We start from the raw sequence: 12,650 nt of genomic DNA, 5'->3' as shown, positions 1-12,650 counted from the left end.
AGAAATCTGAGGTGGGCGGCGGTTAGCGCTTGCCGAGGGCGAGCGCGGTGATGGGCGTGCCGGTGTGACGGGACAGGGCGGCGGTGACGTCGTCGCGGGCGTCCTCGGGGGCGATGCCGGCCAGGTTGGCCAGGGCGGCGGGCATGCCCAGGTGGTCGCGGACCTTCACGAAGCCGAGCAGTTCGCGTAGCTGCGGCGCCCATACGGTCTTGCCGGCGGCGAGGTCGGCGTTGAGGTCGATCGCTGCGGCCACGACCGGTTTGGGGACGCCGAGTTGGCGGGCGAGGTCCCAGTCGGTGGTGACGTGCAGGTGGACGGTGAACCGGGAGGCCAGGGCCTCGGTGAGGACCGCGCCGTGCACGCCCGGGTTGTGGCCGGCGACGATGTAGAACCCGTCGACGGCTTGCACGGTCTCGTTGCCGTTGGCGGGGATGGTGATCACTCCGCGGCCGTCCATGGCCGGGTACAGGACTGCCAGGACGCGGGGTGGGATGAGGGTGGCGTCGTCGACCAGCAGCACCCGCCCCTCCCGCATGGCGGTGACCAGGGGTCCGTGGACGAACTCGTAGCCGCCGCCGGGGATCGGGTTGTAGGAGCCGAGGAAGTCGTCGACGACGGTGTCGCCGGTGCCGGCGACGGTCAGCAGGTCGGGAAACGAGGCCTCGACCATGGCGGTCTTGCCGGTCCCGGGCGGCCCGTACAGCAGCACGGGCACCTGCTGGGTGCGCAGTCGCCGTAGTTCCTCGACGTCCCAGCCCCGGCCGAGCCGCCGCGGGTGGTACAGCGTCCCGTTCGGTCGCGGTACCGGCGCAGGCCGTCCCTGCCTGCCGCCACCGCTGCTGCTGGAGCGGGTGCGGGGCGCGGCGGGTGGGAGGGTGCCGGCGGCGTCGATGCCGGCCTGGGTGATCTGGAAGCGGTGGTGCGGGTCGCGGTGGTGGGTGGCGTGTCCGGCGGTGGTCATCTTCTTCAACGCCTCGAACACCGCCCCGGACGACGGGGCGCCGATCGCCCGGGTGATCTCGCCAACCTTGAGAATCTGATCGGGGTGGTCGGCCAGGTGCAGGGCCACCTTCCGGTACAGGTAGCCGGACCGGCCAGAGGCGGCCTCAGCGGTGGGCGTGCCGTCCGAGGTCGGGTTGTTCTGCGGCGCGCCGGCCTGGGGGGCCGGTGGGGTTGGTGTGGTCATGGTGATGCCTCGATTCCAAGGTCGAGCCCGCGCACCCGTCTCCGGGTGCGCGGGCGGTGGGTACCGCACAGCGGAGACGGGTGGGGCCAACCCCGTGCCGGCCTGGTCGGGCCGGGCGGGTGGGCGACCACACCCCGGTGGTGCAGAAGAATCACGGCGACAGGTGGGTCGCCGCCGGTGCGTGCTGGTCGGTGTCGACGCCGCGCGGGCGGTGTCTGCGCCGACGATGGAACGCCCCACCGCCCAATCGATCAAGTCGAATTGGTGCGGGGCGCGGGATGCTGACGTGCCGGCTGTCTACGCGGGCACGTCGAAGGTCGGGAGCTGGGCCGGTGGCCAGGTCGTGGTCAGTCGGCGCAGCCCCGTTCACAGCCCTGCGGGTCGCACTGCTGACCGTCGGCCATCCGGGCCAGGGCCAGCCCGTCGTCGCAGTCGAGGAACGGCCAGCCGAACCCGTCGGCGAACGCCCTGACCTTGGGCGCCCCGTACATCGGGTAGCCGGCGTGGTCCATCGCCGCCACGATGTCGTCGCGGCCGAGGAGCCAGGCGAGTTCGCTTAGCTTGTCCACCGACCGGCTCGCCGAGTTGCCCCGGTGGTCGAGGATCTTCCCGATGGCGAACTCGAGGTATTCCCGGGCGTAGGTCTCGTGGTCGACCCGCTGGGCCCACTCAACCGGGTGTCGGGGGGTGATGACCTGGCGGGCGTGGTCGAGGTCGAGTGCCTCCACGAGCACCTCCTCCCGAAAGCCGAGGATGTCCTGTCGGTTGGCCCGGAGAGCCCAGACCCGGGTGACGATCTCCTCTTGAGTACGGATGGTCACGTGGTCTTCCTTCCTGTTGGTCCTACCTGTCGTGGTGGTGTGCCGCTGCCGGAGAGGGCTCGGCTTCGGGTGACGTGGCGCGACCTTGGTCGGGGGCCCGGCCTATGCCTGGTTCGGGTCGGGCAGGTCGCCGACGATCCGGTCGCAGGCGTACGGGTCGACGGCCTCCCAGCACCAACTGCGGCCCATCACCACGTACCGGCCGTCACCGTCCGGGGCGACGCGCTCGATGGCTTCCGGATCGTCGGACAGTGCGCGCTGGTCGGCGACGAGGACGTCTCCGTCGAAGGACAGGTCGGCCAGATCCGCGTCGACCCGGCGATCCAGGTCGTCCTCCGGTACGCCCTGCTCGCGCAGGCTGCGGCAGTGCTGGTCGCGGAGCCGGTACTGGTCGGCGACGATCGCCTCCGCCACCGGGCGAGTGCAGGAGAACACCGCCCACCCGTTCCAGTGGTCGATCAGAGTGCCGGCGAAGCCGATCTCGAAGCGGTCATCGCCGTCCGGGCCGGCGGTCATTGCCCACTCGCCCGAGAACACGCCGACGTCGCCGAGGTGCACCCGGTCGGGGTGCAGGTGGGACACGTCGCGGCCGGTGGGGCTGGCCGCGAGGTGACACAGGTCGGCGACACGCTCTTCGGCGACGGTGGCGAAGGCGTCGCGGTAGACGGTCATCGCCTCGTCGCGCTGCTGGATGCGCAGCCCGAACCAGCCGGAGACATCGCCGGTGGCGTCGGCGAACAGCTCCCACCCGGCGGCATCGACCGAGTCTCCAGCCGAGAAGAAGTGGGGCAACGTGTCGAGGACGGCGGGATCGCCGTCGTGGATGCCGGCCAGGATCCGGCGGGCGGTCAGGCGGGTGTCGCCGCTGGCTCGGGCGCCGATGGTGTCCTGCGCCCACCACTCGGCGGCGGTTTGGCCGGCCTCGGTGCCGGCGGCCCGCATGCGCCGCAGCGCGGCGGCCCATTCGGTGGCCTCGGCGACCGGATCGCCGGTGGGCGGCGGGGTGGTGGCTGGTGCGATGCGGTCGCCGTCGTCGAGGCACATCGACAGCGTCGAGCCGCTGTCCCAGGCGACCTCGACGATGTTCTGCCGCTGGTCGTGGCGGCGGACGGTGCCGGTGTCGCCGGCACGCAGCCGGGTATGTGGGTCGCTGGTGTGGACCAGCGCGACGCGCTGGCCAGGCTGGTAGCTCATGGTGGTCTCCGATCGGCGAGTGGACGGGCCATCGCTGCCGCTGGTGGGCGGCGACGGCGTGGGGTCGGGTGTGTTCATCGGGCGCTACCCGTCGCGTCACCCGTCGTGGGGTTGTGCGGCGGCCAGGGCTTGCGGGTGACGTGGTCGCCGAACATCGGGTCGGTGGCGACCGAGGAGCCGCAGCGGGTGCAGCTGGTGGCGGTGTCGTAGCCGTAGCCGGCCATGGACGGCACCTCGACGTGGTCGATCTCGTCGACCGCGCCGCAGACGGTGCACACCGTCATCTCCGGGCCGCCGCCGTCGTCGGCGGGTTCGGTGATGAACAGTTCATCGGCGGGGTCGAGGTGGTGGGCGCTGTGCCGCAGCCAGCGGCCGTGGACCGTCGCCTCGTACACCACCAGCCGCCGCTGATCGAGGTGCAGCAGGTACAGCCACTCGAGGGCCCCACCGACGTCCTCGCGCAGCGCGCCGCGCCGGATGGTGTCGTTGTCGGCGGGATGGCCCAGGCCCGGTACGGGCCGCTGCTGGTCCCAGCGGCGGGGCTTGGGGTTGACGGCGAGGGACCACCAGTCGTGGGCCAGCAGCGCGGCGGCCATGGCGCCGGTGTCACGGCTGAACGTGTCGGTCCAGATCCGGCGCAGCAGCGGCACCAGAACCTGCGGATCCTCGCCGAACTGGATCAAGCGGGCGGTGTACCTGCCGCGGAACGCGGCGACACCGATGAGCGTGGGTGTGCTCACGGGCTTTTCCTCCTCAGGGTTGTGTGGATGTGGGTTGCGGTGGTCGTCCCGGGGTGGGCCGACCACCGAGCTGGGGGTGGATCACGCAGCCGCCGCCGGCGTTCGCGATGGCGACTACTGGTTGAGGGGCGCGCCGACGGAGGCCATGAAGCCGACCGGGTCGACGGCTGTGGCGGAGGTGTGGTCACCGAGGTGGACCTCGAAGTGCAGGTGCGGTCCGGACGAGTGGCCGGAGCTGCCGGAGACGCCGATGACGTCACCGGCCGCGACCTGTTGGCCCTCGGCGACGGAGGGGTGGGTGAGCATGTGGCAGTAGCGGGTGATCACCCCACCGGGGTGGGTGATGTCGACGTACCAGCCGCAGCCGCGGGTGAGAGCGGGGTCGCCGTCGCGGTCGCAGCCCCAGCCCGCGCCGGTGCGCACGTCGACGGCGTTGCAGCGCACGACGGTGACGGTGCCGGCGGACGCGGCGTGGATCGGGGTGCCCTTGCCCACGATCAGGTCGACGCCGTCGTGCCCGGGACGGTCCTCGGTGCGGAAACCGGAGCCGACGTCTGCGTGCACCGGTTGGGTCCAGCCCTGCGCGCTGACGGTCACGCCGCAGGTGGCCAGGCCGGCGGTGACCCCGGTCAGGGCGGTGACGATGCGGGTGGCGTCGGGTTCCCACCTGGCGTAGGCGTCCGGGTAGGCCGACCGCTGCACCGCCTGGGCGGCCTCGGTCAGCGCCATCGCCTGCCAGCCGTCGACGGCCTGCAACTTCTGGTAGAACTTCGTCGCCGCGTACTGCGGGTCCTGTAGCTGCTCGGGGGTGCCCCAGCCCTGGGAGGGCCGCTGTTGGAACAGGCCGACCGAGTCGCGGTCCCCACCCGGGGTGTTGATCAGCGAGGATTCCTGCATCGCGGTGGCCACGGCGATGACCCAGCCGCGGGGCGGGACGCCGAGACGCATGCCGACGGCGGTGATGGTGGCGGCGTTGCCGACCTGCTCGGTGCTCCAGTCACCGATCGGACCGATCCCGCCCGAGGCGGGGCTGCGCGTCGCCGACGGTGCGGTGGGCGTGACGCTGGCGATCGCGGCACACGCGGCGGCGCCGGTGCCGCCGCCGAAGATCAGGGTGGTGGCCAGTCCGGAGCACAGCAGCAGGACGCCGACGACCGCGACGGTGATCCCGGACAGCACGCGGGTGGTCATGACTGGTCACTCCTTCAGAGCGGTGGCCGGGTGGTGGGCGGGGACGGCGAAGGCCGCGCGGGCCCGTGGAGGGGGCGTCGCGCGGCCTTCGGCGGGTTGCAGGGAATCAGCGGGCGAGAACGGCGACTTTCTCGCCGTGCAGCAGGGGTGCCCCGTCGGGGCCTTTGATGTGGGCGTTGATCCAGATGCGGTAGGGGTGGCCGTCGCGGTCGATGAGGCGTCGCCAGTGGCCGCGGACAACGAACCGCACCCGGTAGTGCCACTTGGGTTCGCCGTCGGTGGGTTCGGCGAGAGGGCTGGTGCGGCGCAGCATGACCACGCGGGTGTCGTGGCGGATGCTGGCGCGCACGGCGCGGCGGCGGGCGGCGCGGTCCAGGGGGGCGGCGGCGACGGTGGCCAGAGGTTGGGCCTGAATTCGCCAGAAGGCGTAGGCGATAGCGGCGCAGGCCCGCATCGGGGTGGTGGTCTCGTCGATGCAGAACCGGCCGTCGGGCGCCGGTTCCCAGTCATGGTCGTCTCCGTCGAGGACGGGCAGGTCGGGGCGGGGGTCGACGGGTTGGCCGATGGGGATCTCGGTGAAGTCGGTCAGCAGCGGCGCAGGCCCGCATCGGGGTGGTGGTCTCGTCGATGCAGAACCGGCCGTCGGGCGCCGGTTCCCAGTCATGGTCGTCTCCGTCGAGGACGGGCAGGTCGGGGCGGGGGTCGACGGGTTGGCCGATGGGGATCTCGGTGAAGTCGGTCAGCACGTAGGGGGCCGAACTGTCGGGCGAGGTCGGGCCGGTCGGCGAGCTGCTGCCGGCGGCGGACGGCCGCCGGGTCGTGCGCGTCGTGGTGGTCGGCCCAGCCGGCGATGGCCCAGAACGACCGGCCGCTGCCGGTGTTGGTGGTGCGGGCCCAGGTGATCGCACCGATGGAGGACACCTCGCCGCGGAGGTTGCGGTGGTAGATCGGTTCGGGGAGGAACAGCACCCCGCCGTCGTCGGGGGCGATGTCGGCGGGGAGTACCTCGCCGGTCAGGTCGAGGGCCGCCGCGGCGGCGGCGATGATCGCGGTCATCGCGGGGGCGATGACGTACGGCTCGCCGTGCCGCCACGGGTTGGCGGTGATGGCGCGCACCGCGGTGAGGACCTTCGCCATGCCCGCTGGGCTGGGGCTGGAGTGGTTGGCGAGGCGGCTGCCGAAGAACGCCTGCAGGTACTTCGCCGCGAGCGGGCTGCGGTGGTAGTCGACCATGCGGGTGCGCAGGTCGACGGCGGTGCGGGCGTAGCCGGCGAGTGTGTCGTTCGGTAGGAAGTTCACTGTGCACCTCCAGGTGCGTGCTCAGGCGGCCAGCGCCGCCACGGGTGGATGCCGGTAGACGCGGGATTCAGGCGGCACCGCGTCCGGTACGGGCGCGGACCGTGTCAGGGGTGCCGGCGGGCGGGCGGGGGTGAACCAGCCGGTGAAGCGGCGCGGCGGGGCGGGCACGGGGGCGCGTCCCCGTACGACCCCGACCGGGCGCGGCGACGGCGGCGGGGGCGCCGGGGCGAGGGTGGCAGGGGCGCGGCGGGCGTGTTGTTCGGCGCGGCGGGCGGTGCGCAGCGCCCAGCAGGGGCCCTGCTGCCCGCGGCACTGCAGGTTCGTGCAGGCGCCGTCGGGTCCGAGTTGGTGGGCGGCGGCGACGTCGACCGCGAGGGCCCACAGGAGCCTGTCGGTGACGTCGTCCGGTACGGCGGTGCGGTCGCTGGGACGCCGGTTGCGGCCCTTGGGCTGTGCGCGGTGTGCCATGGCGGGTGGCCCTTCGGTCGGCGGATCGCGGGCATGCGCGGTCGCCGCCCGACTCGCGTCGGAGCCCTTGGGAGTGCTGATGTCCGCACGATGGCCGGCGGCCAGCGCTGATCGACGCTCATCTCTCGACGAAGGTCAAGTCGTGTCGGGCGGGCAGAACCTTGCCCGCCCGACACGGCAGCGTGAAGTCGTGGTTCAGGTGGTCTGTTCGGAGTCGAGGCGTACGCGGGTGGGGTCGACGATGGTGAGCAGGTGGCGGGAGACGCCGCGCCAGTAGCGGCCGTTGTTGCCGCCGAGCGGGACGAGGGAGACGCGGCCGGTCCCGGTGTCGCGTAGCACCACGTACAGCTCGCCGGGAGGCTGCTTCCAGCCCGGGCCGGCGACAGTGACGAGGGTGCCCGGGTGCAGCGGCGCCTCGTGGTTCATGGTCCACTCGCCGCTGTGGGTGCCGCCGCCGGTGCTGCTGCTGTCGGTTGTGGTGGTGCTGTCCGCCGTGGGGGCGGGCCGTAGGTAGGTGGGGTTGACCTTCACCGGTCGGCCGCCGTCGACGGGTTCGACGATGACGTTGACCGGCAGCAGCCGGGTGACGCGGTAGGTGACGCCCCGGGTGCTGGCGCGGGCCACGGTCGGGTCGATGGTCACCCGGTCGCCGACGGTGAACGTGTGGGGGCTACTCATGGCGGATGCGCTCCTTAACGGGGTCTCGGCGACCGACGCCGAGGAGAGGGAAAGCAGGGCTGGGCAGATAAGAGCGGGGCACGGTGAGGACCTCGCGCACGTCGACGGGCGCGAGGTCCTCTTGGTGTGTCCGTGAGCGGTCAGCGGCGGCGGCGCAGGTCTCGCAGGCGGGTACCTGGCGGCGGTCCGGTGTGGCCGGTGGTGGCGGTGGCGCCGTGGACCCCGGTTCCGGTTTGTTTGGCCTGGTACATGGCGATGTCGGCCTGGTGCAGCAGGGTGCGCGGGCTGACGCCGAGGGCGGCGCTGGTGTGCCCGACGCTGGCGCGCAAGGCCACCGCGTGCGTGCCGAGGTCGACGGGGTGGCGGCCGACCGCCCGCCAGGCGGCGCGGGCGGTGGCCGCCACGTCGTCGGGGCCGCCGGTGACCAGCAGGGCGAACTCGTCGCCCGACAGCCGCGCGGCGAGCCGCACCGGTCCTCGCAGGGCGGCCAGCCGTCGGCCGACCTCCGTGAGGACGTCGTTGCCGGCCTCGTGGCCGAGGGTGTCGTTGACGGCTTTGAAGCCGTCGAGGTCGAGCAGGACGAGCCCGAACGGGGCATCGGCGTGTGTGGCGCGGGTGAGGGCGGCGAGCAGGGCCCGCCGGTTGGGCAGGCCGGTGGTGTCGTCGTGGTCGGCGGCGTAGCGGGCGCGGGTTAGCGCCTGCTGCTGGCGCCAGAGCAGCGCCGCGGCGAGGGCGAGACCGGCGAGGATTCCACCGGCTGCGGTGACGATCGAGGTCAGGATGGGAGACACTTCGGGAGCTCCTTGTCTGTGAAGGAGCACCGGGGGCGGGCGTGGTTCCGGGAAGTTCGACGCCCGCCCCCGGGCTACCGGCTGGCGGGGTCGTTCAGGCGGTGGTGTCGGCGAGGGCGAAGGTGGCGGGTTTCTCGGCGGCCAGGACCGCCCGCCCGGTCCCGACGAGTTTCACGGCGGCGTTGTGGACCGCGCCCGCGCTGGCCTTCTTCGCGCCGGTTCCCTCGTTGGCCCGGTCGACCAGCTTGCACAGCTCGCTGACCTTGTACTGCTGGCCGGGGTTGGCCTCGAGGATGTCGAGGACCGCGCCGCGCAGGGAGCCCGACGCCCGCCGGGTAGAGGGCTGTGCCGAATCGCCCGCCGCCTCCGTGGCCGGCGTAGCGGCGGGTGCTTCCGGGGCGGGGTCGCCCGTGGTGCTGTCGGTGGCCCCGCCGGCAGGGCCACCATCCGGTGTGGCCGGTCTGACGTCCGTGTCGTTCGCTGCGGGCGTCGTTCCGGTGGCCGGGTCGGTGTCGTCGGTCGCGCCCGGCACGTCGGGGTCGGCAGTCGAGCGGTCGTCATCGTCGCCGTGGTCGGTTTCGGTGTCCTCGGCTTCAGCGGCCTCGTCGGGTGCGGCCTCGACGTCACCAGCAGCCGGCGATGCTTGCTCCTGGGCGGCGTCCGGCTGCCCGTCGGCGGGAATCTCGGCGGCTGGTTGCTCGTCGTGGTCCTGCCCGGCGGCATCTCCGGCTACCTGCGTGTCGTCGCCGCGTGGCTCGAGTTCCGCGGCGGTGGTGACTGTGTCCACGTCTGAGGTGGAGGATTCCGGTGCGGGCTCGTCGTGCTCGCCCTGCTCGACGTGCGCGCGGCCGGTGTCGGTCAGCCGCCACAGGCTGCGTCCGGTGTCGTTTCGGCTGGGCTCGGCCAGTCCCGCGGTTTCCAGGGTGCGCAGTTTCGGGGTGGTGGTGGAGTAGCCGAGGCCGGCTTCGGTGGCGATGGCGGCGGCGGTGGCTTCGCCGAGGCGGTGCAGCGCGGCGAGGACCTTCGCGACGCTGGGTGCCAGTGGTGCTGGTGCGGCCGTGTTGGTGGGGGTGCTGGTCATGGGCGCGGGCCCCTTTCTCCTGCCGTCGGCAGGGGTCGATGAGTGAGGCGCGTGCACTGATGCACGCTTCGGATCGGGCATTGATCAAGTCGTTTGCCCGGAGTGCGGGACTCCGGCGACGCGGACAGGTGCGCCGCCCGGCGAACGCTCGCCGGGCGGCCTGCTGGTGACAGGGGGTCAGTGCGCGGCGTGGTAGGCGTCGCGGACCGTGGCGGGGATGACGCCCCCGGTTCGTGGCCGGGGCAGGTTCAGCTCCTGCCAGTTCGCGGTCCACCACCAGGTGCGGATCTCCTGGCTCTGGGTGCGGCCGGTCGCGGTGCCGTGCTGCCGCCGTGCGCGGGTCTGTTTCGGCAGGCGGCGTCCGGCCGTGATGAACGGGCCGAAGGCAGCGGCCATCCGGTCGAAGTTGCCGGCGGACAGGTCGATCTCGTAGGTGATGCCGTTGAAGGCGAACTGGTAGGTGCCGACGTCGTCGGTGGAGCCGTCGAGGTCGTCGACGACGATCGCGGTGGTCTTGGTGGCCACGAGGGCCACCTCCTTTCCTTCGAGGGGTGGGTTACTGGGCGGTTTGGTGGGTGCCGAGGCCGAGTCGGTGGCCGATGGCGGGCCCGCGGTGTACGGCGGCGACGGCGGCGGGCAGGTGTCGGCGTTGCCAGCCGTGCAGGGCGGCGGTGAGGTCGGCGCCGTACTTGCGGTGCTGGGTGAGGGCGGCGGCTAGGCCGGCGGCTTGTTCGATGCCGTTGTTGGCGCCGCGGGCGGTGTGCGGGCGGACGGGGGCGAGGGCGTCGCCGAGCAGGACGGCGTGGCCGCCGCCGACGGGCCAGACCATGCGGTCCGGTGGGGTGATGTCGAGGACTGGCACCGCCATGCGGGTGGTGGTGGCGTGGACGACGGCGGCGTGGTCGGCCGGGAGGAGCTGGTCGGCGTGGGTGTCGACGTGGGTGCGGGCGGCGGGGCTGACGTGTCGGGGTAGGGCGAAGACTCGGCGGGTGGGGTCGGCGCCGAACCGCTGCGCGTACTCGGTGCTGGTGCAGTTGAGGTAGAAGGTCCAGTCGCAGCCGCCGGGTACCGGGGCGAGGTTGAACTGCGCACCGGGGCAGGGCTGCAGCCGCAGGAAGTCCCGCAGGCCGGGCTGGGGGGTGATGTCGGCGATGCCGCGGTGGGCGACGTAGCCGGCGTACCGCAGGGTCCGATCAGGGTCGAGGAGGCGGCGGCCGGTGGAGGACCGGCCGTCGGCGAACACGACCAGGTCGGCGGGTGCGGTGTGGCCGTCGCGGAACCGCAGCACCGGCTGGCCGGCCTGCTCGGCCAGGGCGGTGACCTTCATGCCGGAGTGCAGGACACCGGCAGGTAGGCGGCGTGTCAGTGCGTGGTGCAGCAGGGTCCAGGTGGTGTTCCGCCCCGGGTAGGTACGCCGGATCGTCTCGGCGGGGTGGCGGTCGCGGATGGTCATCTGGACGATGGCCTCGGAGTCATGGGCGACGAACTCGTGCTGGCCGATGTCGAGGCGGTCGAGCACGTCGAGGGCGGGGTGTTCCAGACCGATGAGGCCGCCGCCCAGGGGCGCGGACGCCGGTGCCGCCTCAAAGACGGTGACGTCGTCGAATCCGGCGTGCAGCAACAGCAACGCGGTGACCGGGCCGGTGAGGCTGCCGCCAACGACGGCGACGCGGGGTCTGCTGGTGGATGTCATGGGGTTCCCTTCTGCGGGGGTGGGAACCCGGGCACGGCCGTGCCCGGGTGTGCGCGAGTGCGCGGGTGGCCGGGCATCGGCCAGGTCGTGCAAGTGCGAAAGCGCGTCAGCGGCGGTGGGCCGTGGACGCGCTGATCAGCCCGCCGTGGTGCGGCGGGCGGATGAGGTTCGGAAGACGCGGCGCCGGGCTGGGTCCGCTGGTGCGTGAGGTGCGACCGGGCGGGCAGTGCGGCGCGGGAGGGCGTGGCCTTGGCGGGTTACCGGCCGGGCGTGGTGAACGGCGGCGGCACGGGAAGGATCCGCCGCGCCCGCTGCAGCACCTCGTCGGCGACCGGGATCAGCGGCGTCACGTCGGGTGAGGTGATCGGGGTAGTGCGCTGCCAGCCGCTACCGGGGCTGCTGGCGATGATCGTCCAGGTGAACAGAGGGGTGAGGACCTCGGCGACCGCTGTGCTCTGCTTTGCGTAGCTGTCGCGGTAGACCCGCACCCGCAGGACGTACCCGTCGGTGTGGTGCACCCGGGTCAGCTCGTAGCTGCCAGGGCCGCCCTGGTGGAACACCTCGTCGACGATCACCGCGACCGGTCCGTCGGGTCGGCGGCGCGGGAGGTCGCCTCGGACGCGACGAGGGCCCATGGCCACTGGTAGGCGCCGATGGCGTAGCAACGGTTGGCGTCCGGGGTGACCCGGTCGTCCTCGAACCAGCGACTGTCCAGGCCGTCGTCGTTCTCCCACTCGACGGCGACCTCGTCGCCGTCGAACCGCAGCCGGGGGTGCTCCCCGGGCATGTCACCGGGGTAGAGGGCGTCGAGGTGGGCGGCCATGCGCTGCACCGCGAACCGGGGGAAGCGGCACAGCAGCCCGGTGCGGGTGAGGGTGGTGTAGCCGGTGGCGACCATGGCGCGGTAGGTGCCGCCGCCGACCACGTCGCAGGTGACGGCCGCCGGGATCCAGGTGGACAGCGGTGGGAAGATGTCGCCGCGGTGGCGGGAGATGCGGTGGCGGTCGCCGGTGGCCTCGCTCGCCGGGTCGGGGTGTAACCCGAACCAGTGCATCCCGTGGCGGCGGGCGTAGCGGAGCAGGTCGAGCAGGTCCCGCCGGCCGTCGACGTGGTCGGCGTGTAGGGGCAGGAATCCGTGCCCGTCGTCGGCGGGGACCGGGTTGCCGGTGGCGCCGGTGGCGGTGTGGGTCCAGGTTTCGGCGAGGGCCCGGTGGTCGGCGCCGTCGGCGTCGTACCAGCGGGGGATCCCGTTGGAGGACAGCCAGTCACCGTCGGTGTCGTGGGACCAGATGAGCGCGGCCTGGTCCGGGACGTCGGCCCGGTACTGCTGCCGGGTCTTCAGGTGGGCGTGGGTGGCGGCGGCGTGTTCGGCGAGGGGCAGGACGTCGTCGACGCGGAACCACAGTCGGTTGGACATGGCGAAGGAACCTCCTGATAGGGGAAGAGGGAAAGGTCGGCCGTTCGCCGGCCGGGCTTGCAGGGAGCCCCAGCCCGGGGCGCCGGGCGGG

The 12,650-nt window shown here is 72.9% G+C and carries 15 protein-coding genes; all 15 read right to left on the bottom strand.

The genetic code is table 11. The annotated features are described in order from the left end of the window. Positions 1 to 22: 22 nt before the first annotated feature. The 15 genes from GA0070617_RS04300 to GA0070617_RS04230 all read right to left on the bottom strand — a co-directional run bounded on the left by GA0070617_RS04300 (position 23) and on the right by GA0070617_RS04230 (position 12,559). A complete protein-coding gene (locus tag GA0070617_RS04300) occupies positions 23 to 1,186 on the bottom strand; it encodes an AAA family ATPase (RefSeq protein ID WP_091434139.1) in 1,164 nt (387 codons plus the stop codon). A 347-nt stretch (positions 1,187 to 1,533) separates the two neighbouring features. Then, positions 1,534 to 2,007, bottom strand: a complete 474-nt coding sequence (locus tag GA0070617_RS04295) for a hypothetical protein (RefSeq protein WP_091434137.1) — start codon at positions 2,005 to 2,007, stop codon at positions 1,534 to 1,536. A 102-nt stretch (positions 2,008 to 2,109) separates the two neighbouring features. Next, positions 2,110 to 3,201 (bottom strand): DUF4314 domain-containing protein, encoded by a 1,092-nt coding sequence (locus GA0070617_RS04290; protein WP_091434135.1) that lies wholly within the window; start codon positions 3,199 to 3,201, stop codon positions 2,110 to 2,112. A 74-nt stretch (positions 3,202 to 3,275) separates the two neighbouring features. Then, a complete protein-coding gene (locus GA0070617_RS04285; protein ID WP_091434134.1) occupies positions 3,276 to 3,941 on the bottom strand; it encodes a hypothetical protein in 666 nt (221 codons plus the stop codon). A 114-nt stretch (positions 3,942 to 4,055) separates the two neighbouring features. Further along, entirely contained in the window at positions 4,056 to 5,132 is a 1,077-nt protein-coding gene (locus tag GA0070617_RS04280) for a M23 family metallopeptidase (protein WP_091434131.1), read from the bottom strand. Positions 5,133 to 5,238: 106 nt separating this feature from the next. Continuing rightward, positions 5,239 to 5,796: a hypothetical protein gene (locus tag GA0070617_RS04275; protein ID WP_229688385.1), complete on the bottom strand. Its 558-nt coding sequence runs from the start codon at positions 5,794 to 5,796 to the stop codon at positions 5,239 to 5,241. Next, a complete protein-coding gene (locus GA0070617_RS04270) occupies positions 5,793 to 6,431 on the bottom strand; it encodes a hypothetical protein (RefSeq protein WP_229688386.1) in 639 nt (212 codons plus the stop codon). Before GA0070617_RS04270 ends, GA0070617_RS04275 begins: the two co-directional genes overlap by 4 nt. Before the next feature lie 21 nt (positions 6,432 to 6,452). Continuing rightward, positions 6,453 to 6,899 carry a hypothetical protein gene (locus GA0070617_RS04265; protein ID WP_091434129.1) on the bottom strand — a complete coding sequence of 149 codons (447 nt, stop codon included), beginning with the start codon at positions 6,897 to 6,899 and terminating at the stop codon, positions 6,453 to 6,455. A gap of 195 nt (positions 6,900 to 7,094) precedes the next feature. Beyond that, the gene (locus GA0070617_RS04260; RefSeq protein ID WP_091434127.1) at positions 7,095 to 7,577 is read right to left on the bottom strand and encodes a hypothetical protein; all 483 of its coding nucleotides are present in this window, start codon (positions 7,575 to 7,577) and stop codon (positions 7,095 to 7,097) included. 140 nt (positions 7,578 to 7,717) lie between these two features. Then, positions 7,718 to 8,368, bottom strand: a complete 651-nt coding sequence (locus tag GA0070617_RS04255; RefSeq protein ID WP_091434125.1) for a GGDEF domain-containing protein — start codon at positions 8,366 to 8,368, stop codon at positions 7,718 to 7,720. Positions 8,369 to 8,462: 94 nt separating this feature from the next. Beyond that, the gene (locus GA0070617_RS04250; protein WP_229688387.1) at positions 8,463 to 9,530 is read right to left on the bottom strand and encodes a MarR family winged helix-turn-helix transcriptional regulator; all 1,068 of its coding nucleotides are present in this window, start codon (positions 9,528 to 9,530) and stop codon (positions 8,463 to 8,465) included. A gap of 96 nt (positions 9,531 to 9,626) precedes the next feature. Then, a complete protein-coding gene (locus GA0070617_RS04245) occupies positions 9,627 to 9,974 on the bottom strand; it encodes a histone-like nucleoid-structuring protein Lsr2 (protein ID WP_091445869.1) in 348 nt (115 codons plus the stop codon). Positions 9,975 to 10,005: 31 nt separating this feature from the next. Next, positions 10,006 to 11,142: an FAD-dependent monooxygenase gene (locus GA0070617_RS04240; RefSeq protein ID WP_091434121.1), complete on the bottom strand. Its 1,137-nt coding sequence runs from the start codon at positions 11,140 to 11,142 to the stop codon at positions 10,006 to 10,008. 257 nt (positions 11,143 to 11,399) lie between these two features. Next, positions 11,400 to 11,717 (bottom strand): hypothetical protein, encoded by a 318-nt coding sequence (locus GA0070617_RS04235; protein ID WP_091434119.1) that lies wholly within the window; start codon positions 11,715 to 11,717, stop codon positions 11,400 to 11,402. Then, the gene (locus GA0070617_RS04230; RefSeq protein ID WP_091434116.1) at positions 11,714 to 12,559 is read right to left on the bottom strand and encodes a hypothetical protein; all 846 of its coding nucleotides are present in this window, start codon (positions 12,557 to 12,559) and stop codon (positions 11,714 to 11,716) included. The genes GA0070617_RS04235 and GA0070617_RS04230 overlap by 4 nt, the downstream gene beginning before the upstream one ends. Positions 12,560 to 12,650: the final 91 nt, after the last annotated feature.

The sequence above is a fragment of the Micromonospora yangpuensis genome (genome assembly GCF_900091615.1).
GTDB classification, from domain to species: domain Bacteria; phylum Actinomycetota; class Actinomycetes; order Mycobacteriales; family Micromonosporaceae; genus Micromonospora; species Micromonospora yangpuensis.
The sequence above is the reverse complement of the archived record's forward strand: the minus strand, read 5'-3'. Positions and strand labels throughout refer to the sequence as shown.

Bases quoted from the DNA above. Each gene is read 5' to 3' on its own strand.
- GA0070617_RS04260 (WP_091434127.1), bottom strand. From the start codon at position 7,577: ATGAGTAGCCCCCACACGTTCACCGTCGGCGACCGGGTGACCATCGAC.
- GA0070617_RS04280 (WP_091434131.1), bottom strand. From the start codon at position 5,132: ATGACCACCCGCGTGCTGTCCGGGATCACCGTCGCGGTCGTCGGCGTC.
- GA0070617_RS04230 (WP_091434116.1), bottom strand. From the start codon at position 12,559: ATGTCCAACCGACTGTGGTTCCGCGTCGACGACGTCCTGCCCCTCGCC.
- GA0070617_RS04290 (WP_091434135.1), bottom strand. From the start codon at position 3,201: ATGAGCTACCAGCCTGGCCAGCGCGTCGCGCTGGTCCACACCAGCGAC.
- GA0070617_RS04250 (WP_229688387.1), bottom strand. From the start codon at position 9,530: ATGCCCGATCCGAAGCGTGCATCAGTGCACGCGCCTCACTCATCGACC.
- GA0070617_RS04265 (WP_091434129.1), bottom strand. From the start codon at position 6,899: ATGGCACACCGCGCACAGCCCAAGGGCCGCAACCGGCGTCCCAGCGAC.
- GA0070617_RS04300 (WP_091434139.1), bottom strand. From the start codon at position 1,186: ATGACCACACCAACCCCACCGGCCCCCCAGGCCGGCGCGCCGCAGAAC.
- GA0070617_RS04275 (WP_229688385.1), bottom strand. From the start codon at position 5,796: ATGACTGGGAACCGGCGCCCGACGGCCGGTTCTGCATCGACGAGACCA.
- GA0070617_RS04240 (WP_091434121.1), bottom strand. From the start codon at position 11,142: ATGACATCCACCAGCAGACCCCGCGTCGCCGTCGTTGGCGGCAGCCTC.